Annotated in this window: 3 protein-coding genes; all 3 read left to right on the plus strand. The window is 71.8% G+C overall.

The window, feature by feature from the left end; all coding sequences use genetic code 11:
* A partial coding sequence (locus tag KMS84_RS04455) for an SDR family NAD(P)-dependent oxidoreductase (protein ID WP_256914696.1) occupies positions 1-2996 on the plus strand: 2996 nt, incomplete at its 5' end.
* 98 nt (positions 2997-3094) lie between these two features.
* Positions 3095-13150 carry a type I polyketide synthase gene (locus tag KMS84_RS04460; RefSeq protein ID WP_256914697.1) on the plus strand — a complete coding sequence of 3352 codons (10056 nt, stop codon included), beginning with the start codon at positions 3095-3097 and terminating at the stop codon, positions 13148-13150.
* 36 nt (positions 13151-13186) lie between these two features.
* On the plus strand, positions 13187-18658 hold a 5472-nt coding region (locus KMS84_RS04465), incomplete at its 3' end, for an SDR family NAD(P)-dependent oxidoreductase (RefSeq protein ID WP_438818897.1).

Here is an 18658-nt window from a genome sequence, read left to right on the forward strand (position 1 = left end):
CGGCGGCGTTCGATGCGCGGGGCGCGCGGCGGACGCAGTTGCCGACGTATCCCTTCCAACACCAGCACTACTGGCTCAGGACGGAACGCGCACAGGGCGACGTCTCCTCCGCCGGCCTCACCCCGTCCACGCACCCGCTCCTCGGCGCCGCCGTGGACCTGCCCGGAACCGGCGGTGTCGCCTTCACCGGCCGCTGGTCCACACGCACCCACCCCTGGCTCGCCGACCACGCCGTGTGGGGCACCGCCCTGCTGCCGGGCACCGGCTTCGTCGACCTGGTCCTGACCGCCGGGGCCGGCGCCGACTGCGGCGCCCTCGAGGAACTCGTCATCGAGGCGCCCCTCATCCTCCCCGAGGACGGCGCCATCCAGGTCCGCGTCGAACTCGCCGCCCCCGACGAGTCGGGCCGCCGCGCCGTCTCAGTCCACTCGCGCCCCGAGGGCGACGAACCCGACTGGACCCGGCACGCCACCGGCACCCTCGTCCCCGAGGACCTCGACTCCCGCGAGCCCGCCCTCGTCTGGCCGCCGTCCGGCGCCACCCCCGTACCGGTGGACGTCGAATCCGTCTACGCGGACCTGGCCGAACGCGGCTACGAGTACGGCCCCGCCTTCCGGGGACTGCGCGGGGTGTGGACCCGCGACGACGAGATCTTCGCCGAGGTCGCGCTGCCCGAGGACCAGCAGGACGACGCGGGAGACTTCTCCCTGCACCCCGCCCTGCTCGACGCCTCGCTGCACGCCCCGCTGATCTACGGCACCGGTCTGCCACGACTGCCCTTCTCCTGGAACGGCATCACCCTGTGGACCCGCGGGGCCTCCCGCCTGCGGGCCCACTTCGTCCCCGCGGGCGAGGAGACCTGGCAGGTCACCGTCACCGACCACCACGGCGCGCCCGTAGCGCGCATCGACGCCCTCATCGGCCGTCAGGTGACCCCGGAACAGCTCGCCGGAGCCCGGCTGGCCCGCGAGACGGCCTCCTCCCGGCTGGACGACTGGGTCTACGGCACGACCTGGATCCCGGCCGACATCACGGACCCCGCAGCCGCGCCCACCGGCGCCTGGCTCGTCGCCGTACCGGCCGACCGCACGGACGACGCCACCGTCACGGCATGCCTCACCGCCCTCGGCGACCGGGGCGCCCACGTCGTCCCGCTGCCCGTCGACGGAGCCGACCGCGCCACGCTCACCGACCTCGTCACCCGCACGGCGACCGACGCGGCGACCGGGACAGCCCCCCTCGCGGGCGTCCTGTCGCTGCTCGCCCTCGACGAGCGGGAGCACCCCGGCCTCCCGGGAGTCACCCGCGGACTGGCGGCGACGATCGCCCTGGTCCAGGCCCTCGGCGACGCCGGTGTCGACGCGCCGCTGTGGCTCGCCACCCAGGGCGCCGTCGCCACCCGCGACACCGACCCGGTGCACAGCGCCGACCAGGGCGCCGTGTGGGGACTCGGCCAGGCCGCCGCCCTCGAACACCCGGGCCGCTGGGGCGGACTGGTCGACCTCCCCGCCACCCTCGACCCCGCGACGGGCGCCCTGCTCGCCACGGTGCTCGGCGGCGGCAGCGGCGACGAGGACCAACTCGCCCTGCGCGACGGCACGGTCCTCGCCCGCCGCCTGGAGCACACACCGCTGCACCGGCCGCACCCGGACGAGTCGCCCCGGCGGACCACCGGCACCGTACTGATCACCGGCGGCACCGGAGCCCTCGGCGGGCACGTCGCCCGCCACATGGCCGCATCCGGCGCCGGCCACCTGGTCCTCGTCGGCCGCCGCGGCGCCGACACACCGGGCATCGCCGAACTGACCGCCGAACTCGCCGAGACCGGAGCCCGGGTCACCGTGGCCGCCGTCGACGTCACCGACCGGCAGGCCCTGGCCGACCTGCTGGCGAAGCTGGCAGCGGACGGCGACCCGGTCCGCACGGTGGTGCACGCCGCGGGCGTCAACGGCTTCGGCACTGTGGAAGAGACGACGCTCGACGACTTCGGCGCCGTCGTGTCCGCCAAGACGGCCGGCGCGGCCCACCTCGACGCACTTCTCGGCGACACCCCCCTGGACGCCTTCATCGTCTTCTCGTCCATCGCCGGAGTCTGGGGCAGCGGCAGCCAGAGCGCCTACTCCGCCGGCAACGCCTACCTGGACGGCCTCGCCCTGCGCAGGCGGGGCCAGGGCCGGACCGCCACCTCCATCGCCTGGGGCGCCTGGGGCGGCGGCGGCATGGTCGACGCCGCCTCGGCGCCGCAACTGCGCCGCCAGGGCATCGAGACCGTACGCCCCGAACTCATGCTGACCGCTCTGGACCGCGCCCTGACAGGAGGTCAGAGCGGACTCACCGTCGCCCACATCGACTGGACGCGCTTCCACGCGGCGTTCACCGCCCCCCGGCCCTCCGCACTCCTCCAAGGAGTGTCCGAGGTCCGCCGCATCACGGCGGCCGAAGCCCGCGCCCGGCGCACCGACCTCGCCACGGCCGGCTCCCTGCGCGAGCGCCTGGCCGGCCTGGAGGAGAGCGCACAGCACGCACTCCTGCTCGACCTGGTCCGCGCGGAGACCGCCGTCGTCCTCGGCCACCAGGACGCGCACGCCATCCACGCCGACCGCGCCTTCCAGGAGCTGGGCTTCGACTCGCTCACCGCCGTCGAACTGCGCAACAAGCTGTCCGCGGCCACCGGCCTGCGCCTGCCCGCCACCCTGCTCTTCGACCACCCGGCGCCGGCCGCGCTCGTCGCCCACCTGCGCGAGGCGCTCGCCCCCGAGGGAGCCCCCGCCGTCCACCGGGCGGTCGCCGAGGTCGAGAAGCTGAGGGCCGCACTCGCCTCCGTACCCGAGGACCGGGCGGTCCGCGCCCAGGTCACCGCCGCCCTACATGTCCTGCTGGCCAAGTGGACCCCGGACACCGCCCAGGACGAGAGCGACGACGACCTCGACTCGGTCACCGACGACGAGGTCTTCGACATCATCGACAACGAGTTCAACGAGTTCACCGCTTCCTGACGCCCGCCGAGCCCGCCGAACCCCCCGCGCCTGCCGCGGCTGCCGCCCCCGCCGCCCGCCCGTCGTCAGAAGTCTTTCTCTAGGAGCTGACCTTCACCGTGCCCGACGACAAGAAGTACCGCGAATACCTCAACAAGGCCGTCGCCACCGCCCGTCAGGCGACCCGCCGACTGCGCGAGGTCGAGGAGAGGGCATGGGAGCCCATCGCCATCGTCGGTATGGCCTGTCGTCTGCCGGGAGGAGTGACCTCCCCCGAGGACCTCTGGCGGCTGGTCGCCGACGGCGTCGACGGCATCACCCCCTTCCCGACCGACCGGGGCTGGGACCTGGCGGGCCTGTACGACCCGGACCCCGACGCACCGGGCAAGTCCTACGTCCGTGAAGGCGGCTTCCTCCACGACGTGGCCGGTTTCGACGCGCCCTTCTTCGGGATCTCCCCGCGCGAGGCGGTGGCGATGGACCCGCAGCAGCGACTGCTCCTGGAGACCTCCTGGGAGGTCTTCGAGCGGGCGGGCATCGACCCGACCTCGCTGCGAGGCCGCAGGATCGGCTTCTACACCGGCGTCATGCACCACGACTACGCCCCGCGCGTCCGACAGGTCCCCGAGGACCTGGAGGCCTACATCGGACGCGGCAGCACCGGAAGCTTCGCCTCGGGACGCGTGTCGTACACGCTCGGCCTCGAAGGCCCCTCGGTGACGGTCGACACCGCGTGCTCCTCGTCGCTGGTCGCCATCCACCTCGCCGTCCAGTCCCTGCGCACCGGCGAGTCGGAGATGGCCCTGGCCGGCGGCGCCGCCGTCATGGCCGACAGCAAGATGTTCGTCGAGTTCTCCCGCCAGCGCGGCCTCTCCCCGGACGGCCGGTGCCGCGCCTTCGCCGCCGGCGCCAACGGCACCGGCTTCTCCGAGGGCGTGGGTCTCCTGCTGCTGGAGCGGCTGTCGGACGCCCGCCGCAACGGCCACGAGGTCCTGGCCGTCGTCCGCGGCTCCGCCGTGAACCAGGACGGCGCCTCCAACGGCCTCACCTCGCCCAACGGCCCCGCCCAGCGCGAGGTGATCCGGCAGGCGCTGGAGAACGCCCGGCTGTCCCCGGCGGACGTCGACGTGGTGGAGGCGCACGGCACCGGCACGTCCCTCGGCGACCCGATCGAAGCGCAGGCCCTCCTCGCCACCTACGGCCGGGAGCGGCCCGCCGACGGCCGCCCGCTGTGGCTGGGCTCGCTGAAGTCCAACATCGGTCACGCCCAGTCGGCGGCCGGTGTGGCGGGTGTGATCAAGATGGTGCAGGCGATGCGGCACGGTGTGCTGCCGAAGACGTTGCACGTGGACGCCCCGACGCCCGAGGTGGACTGGTCGGCGGGTGCGGTGCGGCTGCTCACCGAGGCGCGGGAGTGGCCGGAGCGGGACGTGCCGCGGCGTGCCGGTGTGTCGTCCTTCGGCCTCAGCGGCACCAACGCCCACATCGTCATCGAGTCCGCGCGGCCCGCGCCGTCCGCGGCCCCCGCGTCCGAGGTCCCCGTACCCGAGGAATCGGGCTCGGCGGACCCCGAAACCACGGCAGCAGACGTACCCGACGCAGCCGGCGCCTCCGCCGGCCCCGCGCCGGCGTCCGCCGAACGGGTCGTGCCCGCGGGCGTGGTGCCGCTGGCCCTGTCCGGCAAGACCCCCGAGGCTTTGCGCGCCCAGGCGCGGCAGCTCGCGGCGTTCCTGGAGGACCGGCCCGAGACCGTGCTGCACGACGTCGCCCTCTCCCTGACCTCGCGCACCGCGTTCACCCACCGGGGCGTGGTGGTCGCCGCCGACCGCGAGGAGGCACTGGAACGCCTCACCGCCCTGGCCGAGAACACCTCGGTGCCGACCACCGGTCCCGGTGGTTCGGGTGTGGTGTTCGTGTTTCCGGGTCAGGGGGCGCAGTGGGTGGGGATGGCGTTGGGGTTGTTGTCGGAGTCGGTGGTGTTCGCGGAGTGGATGGGTCGGTGTGGGGAGGCGTTGGAGCCGTTTGTGGGGTGGTCGTTGGTTGATGTGTTGGGTGATGAGGAGGCGTTGGGTCGGGTTGATGTGGTGCAGCCGGTGTTGTGGGCGGTGATGGTGTCGTTGGCGGGGTTGTGGCGGTCGGTGGGGGTGGAGCCGGTTGCGGTGGTGGGGCATTCGCAGGGGGAGATTGCGGCGGCGTGTGTGGTGGGTGGGTTGTCGTTGGAGGATGGTGCGCGGGTGGTGGCGGGGCGTAGTCGGGTGATTGCGTCGTCGTTGGCGGGTTTGGGTGGGATGTTGTCGGTGGGTTTGCCGGTGGGTGTGGTGGAGGGTCGGTTGGGTGGGGGGTTGTCGGTTGCTGCGGTGAATGGTCCGTCGTCGGTGGTGGTGGCGGGTGGGGTGGATGCGTTGGATGTGTTGGAGGGGGAGTTGCGGGGTGAGGGGGTGCGGGTTCGTCGGGTGGCGGTGGATTATGCGTCGCATTCGGTGGAGGTGGAGGGGGTCGAGGGTGAGTTGGCGGGGGTGTTGGCGGGTGTGTCGGGTGTGTCGTCGGGGGTGCCGTTTTATTCGACGGTGACGGGTGGGGTGGTGGATACGGCGTTGTTGGACGGGGGGTATTGGTATCGGAATCTGCGGGAGCGGGTGCGTTTTGAGGAGGTGACGCGGGTTCTGTTGGGTGAGGGGCGGCGGGTGTTCGTGGAGATGAGTCCGCATCCGGTGTTGGGGTTCGTGGTGGCGGAGTCGTTGGGTGAGGTGGGTGTGGATGGTCTGGTGGTGGGGTCGTTGCGTCGTGGTGAGGGGGGTTTGGAGCGGTTCTTGCGGTCGGTGGGTGAGGTGTATGCGGGGGGTGTGGACGTCGACTGGTCGGCGGCGTTCGATGCGCGGGGCGCGCGGCGGACGCAGTTGCCGACGTATCCCTTCCAACACCAGCACTACTGGCTCGACGCGAACGACGGCCCCGCCGTCGAGGCCGACCCCGTCCACGCCGCCTTCTGGGCCGCGATCGAGGCCGGCGACACCGACGCACTCGCCGACGACCTCCAGCTCAAGGCCTCCGTACTGGACGAGGTCCTGCCCGCACTGTCGTCCTGGCGCCGCCGCCACCAGGAACGATCCGTCGTCGACGGATGGCGCTACCGCCTCGGCTGGGACCGGATCGACGCCGCCGCCACGCCTCCCGGCGCCCTCTCCGGCACCTGGCTCGTCGCCACCGCCACCGCCACCGCCACCGGCACCGGAATCGGCACCGGCACTGACAGCGCCTCGCTCGCCGAAGCCGTCGTCACCGGTCTGGCCGAGCGCGGCGTGCAGATCGTCCGCATCGAGGTCGACACCGAGCACACGGACCGGGCGGCGCTGGCCGCCGCCCTGCCCGACCAGCCCCTGTCCGGGATCGTGTCCCTCCTCGCACTCGACGGCCGACCGCACCCCGCCCACCCCACCTGGTCGCGCGGCACGCTCGGCTCCGTCACCCTCGTCCAAGCCCTTCACGACGCCGGCATCGAGGCGCCCCTGTGGGCGGTCACGTCCGGAGGCGTCGCCGTCGCCGACCCCGCCGAACTGACCGACCTCGCCCAGCACGTCATGTGGGGCATCGGCACCGTCCTCGCCCTGGACCACCCGCGGTCCTGGGGCGGCCTCGTCGACCTGCCGTCCGGCGCCGACCGACCCGGCCCGCACACCCTCGACCTCCTGTGCACGGCCCTCTCCGGACCCGGCGACGAGGACCAGCTCGCCATCCGCGCCGACGGCCTGTACGCCCGCCGCATGCGCCGCGCCCCGCTGGACGGGGCCCCGGCCCACACCCCCTGGACCCCCCGCGGCACCGTCCTCATCACCGGCGGCACGGGCGGCACAGGCGCCCATGTCGCACGCCGGCTCGCCGAGCAGGGCGCCGAACACCTGCTCCTGACCAGCCGCCGCGGCCCCGACGCCCCCGGGGCCGCCGAACTCCGCGCCGAACTCGAATCCCACGGCGCCAAGGTCACCGTCACCGCCTGCGACATCGCCGACCGCGACGCGGTCGCCGCCCTCCTCGACGCCGTCCCCGACGAACTGCCGCTGACCGCCGTCCTGCACCTCGCCGGCGCGCCCCAGACCGAATCCCCCCTGCCCGCACTCACCATCGAACAGTTCGCCGAAATGGGCCGCGCCAAGATCGACGGCGCCCGTCACCTGGACGACCTCCTCGGCGACCGCGAACTCGACGCCTTCGTCCTCTTCTCCTCCGGCGCCACCGCCTGGGGAAGCAACGGCCTCACCTCCTACGCCGGAGCCAACGCGTACCTCGACGCACTGGCCCACGACCGCCGTGCCCGCGGACTGACCGCCACTTCCATCGCCTGGGGCGCCTGGGACGGCGGCGGCATGGTCGACGCCTCGATGGCCGGAGAGTTCGCCAAACTCGGTCTCTCCCTGATGGCCCCCCACCTCGGCGTCAACGCCCTGGTGCAGGCCGTCGAACACGACGAGACCCACGTGGTCGTCGCCGGCATCGACTGGACCCGCTTCGCGCCGGCCTTCACCCTCAGCCGTCCCCGGCCCCTGCTGCGCGGCCTGCCCGAGGTCACCGACCTCCTCGCCGGCATCACCGAGGACCGCCCCGACGCCGACGCCGACGCCTCCGCCCTCCGCTCCGAACTCCTGAGCCTCTCACCCGCGGAACAGGAACACCTGCTGGTGGGCCTGGTACGGGCGGAGGCCGGGGCCGTCCTCGGCCACCCGGACACCGAAGGCGTCGAGGAGGACAGGGCCTTCAAGGAGATCGGGTTCGACTCCGTCACCGCGGTGGAACTGCGCAACCGCCTCAACGCGGCCACCCGACTGCGGCTGCCCGCCACCCTCGTCTTCGACTACCCGAACCCCAGAATTCTGGCCGACCACCTCCGCACACAACTCGTCGGAGACCGTGCCGCCCACACCCCGCCCACCGTCGCAGCGGCATCGCCCGCGTCCCCCGTCGCCGACGACCCCATCGCGATCGTCTCCATGGGCTGCCGCCTCCCCGGCGGCGTCACCTCGCCCGAGGACCTGTGGACCCTGCTCGCCGAAGGCCGCGACGCCCTCGTCGACTTCCCGACCGACCGAGGCTGGGACCTGGACCGCCTGCTCTCCGACGACCCCGACGCCCCCGGCACGACCTACGTCCGCAAGGGCGGCTTCCTCCAGCACGTCGCCGACTTCGACGCCGGGTTCTTCGGCATCAACCCCCGCGAGGCGCTGGCCATGGACCCGCAGCAGCGGCTCCTGCTGGAGACCTCCTGGGAGGTCTTCGAACGGGCGGGCATCGACCCGACCTCCCTGCGCGGCAAGGACGTCGGCGTCTTCACCGGCATGGGAGCCCAGGACTACACCCCGCGCCTCGGCGGCGGCGCCGAGGGCACCGAGGGCTACGCCCTGACCGGCAGCGCCGCCAGCGTCGCCTCCGGCCGCGTGTCGTACGTCCTCGGCCTGGAGGGCCCCGCGCTCACCATCGACACGGCGTGCTCGTCCTCACTGGTGGCGATGCACTCCGCGATGCAGGCCCTGCGCAGCGGCGAGTGCTCGCTCGCCCTGGCCGGCGGCGTGGCCGTGATGTCCAGCCCCGGCGTCTTCGTGGAGTTCTCTCGACAGCGCGGCCTAGCCGCCGACGGGCGGTGCAAGGCCTTCGCGGCGGGTGCCGACGGGACGGCGTGGGCCGAGGGTGTGGGCCTGGTGCTGCTGGAACGACTGTCGGACGCGCGGCGCAACGGCCACGAGGTGCTGGCCTTGGTGCGGGGCAGTGCGGTCAACCAGGACGGTGCGTCCAACGGCCTGACCGCGCCCAACGGTCCTTCTCAGCAGCGGGTGATCCGCCAGGCGCTCGCCAACGCCGGTCTGTCGGCCGCCGACGTCGACGCGGTGGAGGCGCACGGGACGGGTACCTCGCTGGGCGATCCGATCGAGGCGCAGGCGTTGATCGCGACGTACGGCCAGGAGCGGCCCGCCGACGACCGGCCACTGCTGCTCGGCGCCCTGAAGTCGAACCTCGGCCACACGGGAGCCACGGCCGGTGTGGCGGGCGTCATCAAGATGGTGCAGGCGATGCGGCACGGTGTGCTGCCCAAGACGCTCCACGTGGACGAGCCGTCACCGGCGGTGGACTGGTCGGCGGGCGCGGTGGAACTGCTGACCGACGCGCGGGAATGGCCGGCGGCAGCGGACCGTCCTCGGCGGGCGGGTGTGTCGGCGTTCGGCATCAGTGGGACGAATGCGCACGTGATCCTGGAGGGCGTGGAGCCCGCGGCTCCGGTGGAGCGTGCGGTGGTGCCGGAGGGTGTGGGCCCCGACGGTGAGGCGCCGGGTGGTGTGGTGCCGTTGGTGGTGTCGGGCAGGTCGCCGGAGGCGGTGCGCGCGCAGACGGCGAGGCTGGCCGATCTCCTGGCGGAGCGGCCCGAACTGAGCCTGGTGGATGTGGCGTTCTCGCTGGCGACGACCCGTGCGCACTTCGATCACCGTGCGGTGGTGGTCGCGGGTTCGGCGGTCGAGGCGCGTGAGCATCTCGCGTCGGTGGAGCCGCAGGCGGTTGTTCCGGGTCGTGTGGGTGTGCTGTTCACGGGTCAGGGGTCGCAGCGGGTCGGGATGGGGCGTGAACTGCACGCCGTATTCCCGGTGTTCGCGGAGGCTTTCGACGAGGTGTGCGCGGCCGTGGACAAGGAGCTCGGTCGCTCGCTCAGGCAGCTGGTCTTCGAGGGCGGGGACCTGCTGGACGAGACGCGGTTTGCGCAGCCGGCGCTGTTCGCGGTCGAGGTGGCGTTGTTCCGGTTGGTGGAGTCCTGGGGTGTGCGGCCGGACTATCTGGCCGGGCATTCGATCGGTGAGGTGACTGCTGCGTTCGTGGCGGGTGTGTGGTCGTTGGAGGACGCGGCGGCTTTGGTGGTGGCGCGGGGTCGGCTGATGCAGGCGCTGCCGTCGGGCGGTGCGATGTTCGCCGTCGAGGCGGCCGAGGACGAGGTCGTGCCTCTGCTGACCGAGGGCGTGAGCATCGCGGCAGTCAACGGTGCCACGTCGTTGGTGCTGTCGGGTGTCGAGGATGCTGTCACGGCCGTGGTGGCGCGGCTTGAGGGGCGGCGGTCGAAGCGGTTGCGGGTCTCGCATGCCTTCCACTCGTCGTTGATGGACCCGATGTTGGACGAGTTCCGCCAGGTCGTGGCGGGGCTGACGTTCCATGAGCCTGCTTTGCCGGTGGTGTCGAACCTGACCGGCGGGGTGGCGGACGCGGACCGGTTGTGTTCGCCGGAGTACTGGGTGGAGCACGTGCGTGGCACGGTCCGTTTCCACGATGGCGTCCAGGCGCTGCGTGAGCTGAAGGTGGCGACGTTCCTCGAGCTGGGCCCCGATGGTGTGCTGTCGGCGATGGTGGCCCAGGAGTGCCTGCCTTCCCTGCGACGGGATGTGCCCGAGGACCGAGCCCTGATGAACTGCCTTGGCCAGCTCCACGCCCGGGGTGTGGCCGTGGACTGGGAGAGGGTGTTCGCCACAACCGGTGCCCGCCGGGTGGAGCTGCCCACCTACGCCTTCCAGCGGCAGCGGTTCTGGCTGGCCGCCACCGCTCCGACGACCGACGTGTCGCTGGGACACCCGTTGCTCAACGCGGTGATGGCGGTGCCGGAGACCGGGGGTGTGGTGTGCACCGGACGGCTGTCGCGCGCGGCCCAGCCATGGCTGGTCGAGGACACCGTGCCCGGTGCCGGCGTGGTGCCGGGAGCGGCTCTGGTCGAACTGGCGATCCGTGCGGGCGACGAGGCCGGCGCCGGTTCGTTGCGCGAGCTCACGATCGAGACGCCGATCGTGCTGCCCGCGACGGCACCCCTTCGCGTGCAGGTCTCCGTGGGGGGCGCCGACGACGAGGGACACCGCACCGTCGGCGTGTACACCCGTGCGGACAACGGCGACGAGTCCTGGACCCGCCACGCCACCGGCACCCTGACCTCCTCTGACGCAGTTCCGGCACCAGACGGTGAAGCGGTCGCGTCGGCGGAGTCCGTCGAGCTTGTCTTGGACGAGGAACTCGCGGCCGATGCCGGGCGCTTCGGCCTGCACCCGGTCCTTCTCGAGGCCGCGGCCCGTGCGACCGGGTACTCCGGTCTGTCCGCGGAGTGGCGTGGAGTGACCTTGCATGCCACCGGTGCCTCGGCTGTCCGTGTCAGGGTGACACCGGCCGAGGACGGCTCCGACGCGTCGCGCCTGGAGGTCTTCGACGCCACTGGCGAAGGTGCCTTGATCACGTCGGTGGAGTCGCTCGTGTTGCGGGCGATTCCGGAGGGCCAGTGGGGAGTGTCCGGCGGCGAGGTTGCTGACGCGTTGTTCCGGGTGGAGTGGTCGCCGCTGTCGGTGGCCGGCGATGTGGATGGGGATGCCGTTGGTGGTGTCGAGGTCCTGGATGTGCCGTCGGCGGAGTTGGATGCCGGGGCGGTGCGTGAGGTGACGGCTGGTGTTCTGTCTGCGGTGCAGTCGTTCCTGACGTCTTCGGCGTCGGGTGCGGGTGCGGGTTCGGGTTGTCTGGTGGTGGTGACGCGGGGTGCGGTGGACGCTGGCGTTGCGGGTGAGTTTGGTGGGGTGGATCCGGTGGGTGCTGCGGTGTGGGGGTTGGTGCGTTCGGCGCAGGCGGAGGATCCGGGCCGGGTGGTGTTGGTGGATGTGGGGGTGGGTGAGGTGCTGCCTGCTGGTGAGGTGTTGGCGGGTGTGGTGGCTTCGGGTGAGCCGCAGGTGGCGGTGCGCGCGGGTGAGGTGCTCGTGCCGAGGCTGTCCCGTGTGATGGTCGCCTCGCCCCTCGAACCGTCGGGTGAGTCGTCGGGTGGTGGGGTGTTCCGTTCGGGTGGGACGGTGTTGGTGACGGGTGGTACGGGGGCGTTGGGTGCGGTGGTGGCGCGGCATCTGGTGGCGGTGCATGGGGTGCGCAGTTTGGTGCTGACGAGTCGGCGTGGTGTGGATGCTCCGGGTGCGTCGGCGTTGAGGGCGGAGTTGGAGGGGCTGGGTGCGCGGGTGGTTGTGGCGGCGTGTGACGTGGCCGACCGCGAGGCGCTCGCTCAGGTGTTGGGGGAGGTGTCTGTTGAGGCTCCGTTGTCGGGTGTGGTGCACACGGCTGGTGTGTTGGATGACGGTGTGTTCGGGTCGTTGACGGCGCAGCGGTTGGCGGCGGTGTTGCGTCCGAAGGTGGATGCGGTGCTGGCGTTGCATGAGGCGACGCGGGGCCTGGACCTGGACGCTTTTGTTCTGTACTCGTCTGCGTCGGGTGTGCTGGGTGGTCCGGGGCAGGGCAATTATTCGGCGGCGAACGCGTTCCTGGATGCGTTTGCTCAGTGGCGCCGTTCGCAGGGGTTGCCGGCTGTGTCGCTGGCGTGGGGTCTCTGGGGTGACACCGGAGGCATGGCCGGTGCCCTGGACCGGGCGGACCAGGCACGCATGCGGCGCAGCGGTGTTCTTCCGTTGTCGGTCGAGGAGGGGATGGCGCTCTTCGACGCCGCGATCGGCGCCGGTGAACCGGCACTGATACCTGTCAAGTTCGACTTCGCAGCCCTCGCCGAGCAGGCAGCCACCGGCCAACTGGGCTCCATGTTGCAGGGGTTGGTGCGTCGGCCCCGACGTACCGCCACTGCCGCGGGACCCGCATCCGTCATCTCCCTCGCGGACCGGCTGGCCGGGCTCCCGGAGGAGGAGCAGACGGACATGCTGCTCGACCTGGTCCGCGACGAAGTGGCCGTGGTGCTCGGACATACCGATGGAGCGAGCATCCTTCCGGGGCAGGCGTTCAGCGAGATCGGCTTCGACTCGCTCACCGCGGTCGAGCTGCGCAACCGGTTGATGAGGGTGGCGGGGATTCCGTTGCCTGCCACGCTGGTCTTCGACTACCCGTCACCCGTCGCGATCACCGAGCACTTGCGCGCGGAGCTGATCCCGGACGTCGCAGGCGGAACGGTGGAGCTCGCCGACGTGGACGAGGCCGGGCTGCGCAAGGCCCTCGCCTCCGTCCCCCTCGGCCGCCTCCAAGAGCTGGGCGTACTGCAGCAGTTGCTGCGTCTCGTGGCTGCCGCACCCGAAGCCGTGAACGCCGCCCCGACCGCTGCCGCCTCGTCGGAGACGCGACAGAGCGCCGCACACCTGATCGCCGACATGGACGTAGCCGGCCTCATCGAACGCGCGATGGGCAACACCACCAACTGAGCCCGTCGCGGCCTACGGAGGAAATCAAGAATGTCTGTGTCCGAGGACAAGCTTGTCGCGGCACTGCGGGCCTCGCTCGTGGAGAACGAGCAGCTCAAGGAGGAGCGCGACCGGGCCCTTGCGGCCTCGTCCGAGCCGATCGCGATCGTGGCGGCCGCGTGCCGACTGCCCGGCGGCGTCTCCTCGCCGGAGGACCTGTGGCGTCTGGTCGCCGAGGAACGCGACGGCATCACGCCGTTTCCCGAGGACCGGGGCTGGGACGTCGACGGAATCTACGACCCCACTCCCGGTCTGCCGGACAAGTCCTACGTTCGCGAAGGCGGCTTCCTGCACGACGCTGGGGAGTTCGACCCGGCGTTCTTCGGGATCAGTCCCCGTGAGGCGCTGGCGATGGATCCGCAGCAGCGGTTGCTGCTGGAGACGTCGTGGGAGGTGCTGGAGCGGGCGGGGATCGATCCGGCGTCGTTGAAGGGCAGCCGCACGGGTGTCTTCGCCGGCTTGATGTACCACGACTACGAGGCGGCAGTAGCCGCCGGGAGCATCGTCTCGGGCCGGGTGGCGTACACCTTCGGCTTCGAGGGACCCGCCGTGACGGTGGACACGGCGTGTTCGTCGTCGCTGGTCGCGATGCACTCCGCGGTCCAGTCCCTGCGCGGCGGCGAGTGCTCGCTGGCCCTGGCCGGCGGCGTGGCCGTGATGGCCCGGCCCGGCAGCTTCATCGAGTTCTCGCGTCAGCGGGGTCTTGCCGCCGACGGGCGGTGCAAGTCGTTCGCGGCGGGTGCCGACGGGACGGCGTGGGCCGAGGGCGTGGGTCTGGTGCTGTTGGAGCGTTTGTCGGACGCGCGGCGCAACGGCCACGAGGTGCTGGCCTTGGTGCGGGGCAGTGCGGTCAACCAGGACGGTGCGTCCAACGGCCTGACCGCGCCCAACGGTCCCTCTCAGCAGCGGGTGATCAGGCAGGCGCTGGCGAACGCGGGTCTGTCGGCGGCCGACGTCGATGTGGTGGAGGCGCACGGGACGGGTACCTCGCTGGGTGATCCGATCGAGGCGCAGGCGTTGATCGCGACGTACGGGCAGGAGCGGCCTGGTGCTGATCGGCCGTTGTGGCTGGGGTCGTTGAAGTCGAACATCGGTCATGCGCAGGCTGCGGCCGGTGTGGCGGGTGTGATCAAGATGGTGCAGGCGATGCGGCACGGTGTGCTGCCCAAGACGCTGCACGTGGACGAGCCCTCGCCGAAGGTGGACTGGTCGGCGGGTGCGGTGGAACTGCTGACAGAGTCGCGGGAATGGCCGACCGACCCGGGCCGTACGCGCCGCGCGGCCGTCTCCTCCTTCGGCATCAGCGGCACCAACGCCCACGTCATCCTGGAAGCAGTCGAGAAGGAGGGTGCCGAGCCGACCGCGACACGGGGTCTCGTACCCCTCGTTCTGTCAGGCAGGTCGACTGAGGCGGTGCGCGCGCAGGCTCGGCGACTGGCCGACCATCTGGAAACGCACCGCGAACTGAGCCTCACGGACGCCGCGTTCTCGCTGGCGACGACCCGTGCGCATTTCGATCACCGTGCGGTGGTGGTGGCGGGTTCGGTGGAGGAGGCGCGTGAGCACCTCGCGTCGGTGGAGCCGCAGACAGTCGTCCCCGGACGTCTGGGTGTGTTGTTCACGGGTCAGGGGTCGCAGCGGGTCGGGATGGGGCGTGAACTGCACGCCGCTTTCCCGGTGTTCGCGGAGGCCTTCGACGAGGTGTGCGCGGCCGTGGACAAGGAGCTCGGTCGCTCACTCAGGCAGTTGGTCTTCGAGGGCGGGGACCTGCTGGACGAGACGCGCTATGCGCAGCCGGCGCTCTTCGCCGTCGAAGTGGCGCTTTACCGTCTCGTACGGTCCTGGGGTGTGCGTCCCCACTACCTGGCTGGTCATTCGATCGGTGAGGTGACGGCCGCGTTCGTGGCGGGTGTGTGGTCGTTGGAGGACGCGGCGGCTTTGGTGGTGGCGCGCGGCCGCCTGATGCAGGCCCTGCCGTCGGGCGGTGCGATGTTCGCCGTCGAGGCGGCCGAGGACGAGGTCGTGCCTCTGCTGACGGAGGGCGTGAGCATCGCGGCGGTCAACGGTGCCACGTCGTTGGTGCTGTCGGGTGTCGAGGATGCTGTCACGGCCGTGGTGGCGCGTCTTGAGGGGCGGCGGTCGAAGCGGTTGCGGGTCTCGCATGCCTTCCACTCGTCGTTGATGGACCCGATGCTGGACGAGTTCCGCCAGGTCGTGGCGGGCCTGACGTTCCACGAGCCTGCTCTGCCGGTGGTGTCGAACCTGACCGGCGGGGTGGCGGACGCGGACCGGTTGTGTTCGCCGGAGTACTGGGTGGAGCACGTACGCGGCACGGTCCGCTTCCACGACGGGGTCCAGGCGCTGCGCGAGCTGAAGGTCTCCACGTTCCTCGAGCTGGGCCCCGACGGCGTGCTGTCGGCGATGGTGGCCCAGGACTGTCTGCCTTCCCTGCGACGGGACGTGCCCGAGGACCGAGCTCTGATGAACTGCCTCGGCCAGCTCCACGCCCGGGGTGTGGCCGTGGACTGGGAGAAGGTGTTCGCCGGAACCGGTGCCCGCCGGGTGGACCTGCCCACCTACGCCTTCCAGCGGCAGCGGTTCTGGCTGAACTCGAACGTGTCGGCTGGTGATCCGGCGTTCGCGGTGGAGCATCCGCTGCTCGACTCGGTGATCAGCGTGCCCGACACCGGTGGTGTGCTGGGGACGGGCCGGCTGTCGCTGGCCGCGCAGCCGTGGCTCGCGGACCACGCGGTGTCCGGCACCGTCCTGTTGCCCGGTACCGCCCTGGTGGAACTCGCCGTCCGTGCCGGAGACGAGGTGGGGGCGCGGTCCCTGCGCGAATTGATCATCGAAGCCCCCCTGGTCATCCCCGACAGGGGTGCGGTCCGCATCCAGGTCTCGGTCGGTGAGGAGACAGGCGGCTTACGGCCGGTCGCGGTGTACTCGCGGCCCGACGATGCGAGGTCCGGAACCCCTTGGGTCCGTCACGCCAACGGCCAGCTCGACGACGAGGCTCCGGCCCCCGACAGCACACTGAAGGTCTGGCCCCCCGAGGGCGCGCAGCCCGTCGACCTGAAGGACTTCTACGCGGACCAGGCGAGCGCCGGGTATGCGTACGGGCCGCTGTTCCAGGGCCTCAGCACGTTGTGGACCCTCGAAGGGGAGATCTACGCCGAGGTCACGCTCCCGGCGGACGACGCCGACGCGGCGGCCGGCTTCGGTCTGCATCCCGCCCTCCTCGACGCGGTCCTGCACTGCGGCGCGTTCACCGAGCGCAGGGCCGAGGAGGGCATGCTCATCCTGCCGTTCGCGTGGAACGGCATGACGCTGCACGCTTCGGGCGCCACCAGCCTGCGCGTACGGATGACGCCCACCGGGCCCGAGTCGGTGGCGCTGGAACTCGCCGACGGCGACGGCGCGCCCGTCGCCTCGGTGGAATCGCTCGTGCTGCGCGCGGTCCCCGCCGAGCAGGTCAAGGCTGCTGGCCAGACCGGTCCCGGCACGGACGCGCTGTTCGCCGTCGAATGGACCGCGATGCCGTCCGGCGCGACGGACGGCGCCACGGCCGCGGTCGTCCCGCACCCGGTCTCCATGGCCTTGGACGTCGAGGAACTGGTGCGGTCCGGCGCGTCGATGCCGGACGTGCTGGTCGTCGACGCAGTCGACGGCGTCGTCAGCGCCGAGCGGGTCCGCGGTCTCGTGGGCCGTGTCCTCGGCATCCTTCAGGCATTCCTCGCCGCGCCGGAACTCGAGTCGTCCCGCCTGCTTGTCGTGACGCGGGGCGCGGTCGGTGTCGCCGGCGACGCCGAGGTGACCGACCCGGCGGGCGCTGCCGTCTGGGGGCTGGTGCGCGCCGCGGAGGCCGAGAACCCCGACCGCGTGCTGCTGATGGATGTGGACGAGGTGCAGGCGTCCCGATCGGCCCTGGCGGGTGTGCTGGCCACCAGGGAAGCCCAGGTGGCGGTGCGCGCCGACGTCGTGTACACGCCCAGGCTGGTGCGGGTCGCCGCCGACCCCGCCACCGGGGCCGCACGGGATGCGGCGGAGGCCGGGCACGCCCGCGATTCGGTGAAGACCGGGCGTGTACTGGATGTCGCGGGAACCGTGTTGGTCACCGGCGGTACCGGAACCCTGGGCGGCCTCGTCGCCCGGCATCTCGTCGCCGCGCATGGCGTGCGCCATCTGCTGCTGACCAGCCGTCGCGGACCTGAGGCGCCCGGTGCCGCGGCGCTGACGGCGGAACTGGAAGCCGCCGGAGCGAGCGTCACCGTCGTGGCGTGCGACATGTCCAAGCGCAGGGCGGTGAAGAAGCTTCTCGCAGCGGTGCCGTCCGACGCGCCGCTGACCGCTGTCGTGCACGCGGCGGGAGTGCTCGACGACGGGGTGATCGCGAGCCTGACGCAGGAGCGGATCGGCGGCGCCTTCCGGCCCAAGGTCGATGCCGCACTCATGCTGCACGAGCTGACACGCTGCATGGACCTCGCGGCGTTCGTCCTCTTCTCCTCGGCGGCCGGTGTGATCGGGGGGCCGGGTCAGGGCAACTACTCGGCGGCGAACGCGTTCCTGGACGCCTTCGCTCAGTGGCGCCGGGCGCAGGGCCTGCCCGCGGTCTCCCTGGCCTGGGGTCTGTGGGCCGAGTCCGGCGGCATGATCGCGACGATGAGCGAGTCGGACCAGGCCCGTATGGGCCGGGGCGGAGTGCTTCCGCTGGCCACCGAGGACGGCCTGGCCCTGCTCGACACGGTTCTCCTCGACACGACCCTGCCGGGGGAGGTCTCCACTCTGGTGCCGGTGAAGTTCGACTTCGCCGCCCTGACGGAGCAGGCACGGGCCGGACACTTGCCACCGATGCTGCGCGGCCTGGTCCGCCGACCGCGCCGCACAGCCGCAACGGCGGCCGCGGGTACCGGCTCGGACACTGGTGACTCCTTGGCGCACCGCCTGGCCGCGCTGACCCACGCGGCACAGCAACGTCTGCTCGTGGAGTTGGTCTTGGGTGAGGTGGCGGTGGTGTTGGGGCATGCGAGTGCCGGGGACATCGGTGTGGGTCAGGCGTTCAGTGATCTGGGTTTTGATTCGTTGACGGCGGTGGAGTTGCGGAACCGTTTGGGTGCGGTGACGGGTCTGCGGTTGCCGGCGACGTTGATTTTCGATTATCCGTCGCCGGGTGTGCTGGCGGAGTTCTTGCGTGGGGAGTTGGTGGGTGAGGGGGCGGTGGTGTCGGCGTCGGTGGGCCGGGAGGCGTCCGCTGCTGGTGGGTGGTCGGGGTCGGAGGATCCGATTGCGATTGTGGGGATGGGGTGTCGGCTGCCGGGTGGGGTTGGGTCGCCGGAGGATTTGTGGCGTCTGGTGGTGGAGGGGCGTGAGGGGATCTCGGCGTTTCCGGAGGATCGGGGTTGGGATGTGGGGCGGTTGTTCGATCCCGATCCGGACGCGGTGGGGAAGTCGACGGTTCGTCATGGTGGGTTC

This window comes from Streptomyces hilarionis (assembly GCF_024539675.1).
GTDB classification, from domain to species: Bacteria; Actinomycetota; Actinomycetes; order Streptomycetales; family Streptomycetaceae; genus Streptomyces; species Streptomyces hilarionis.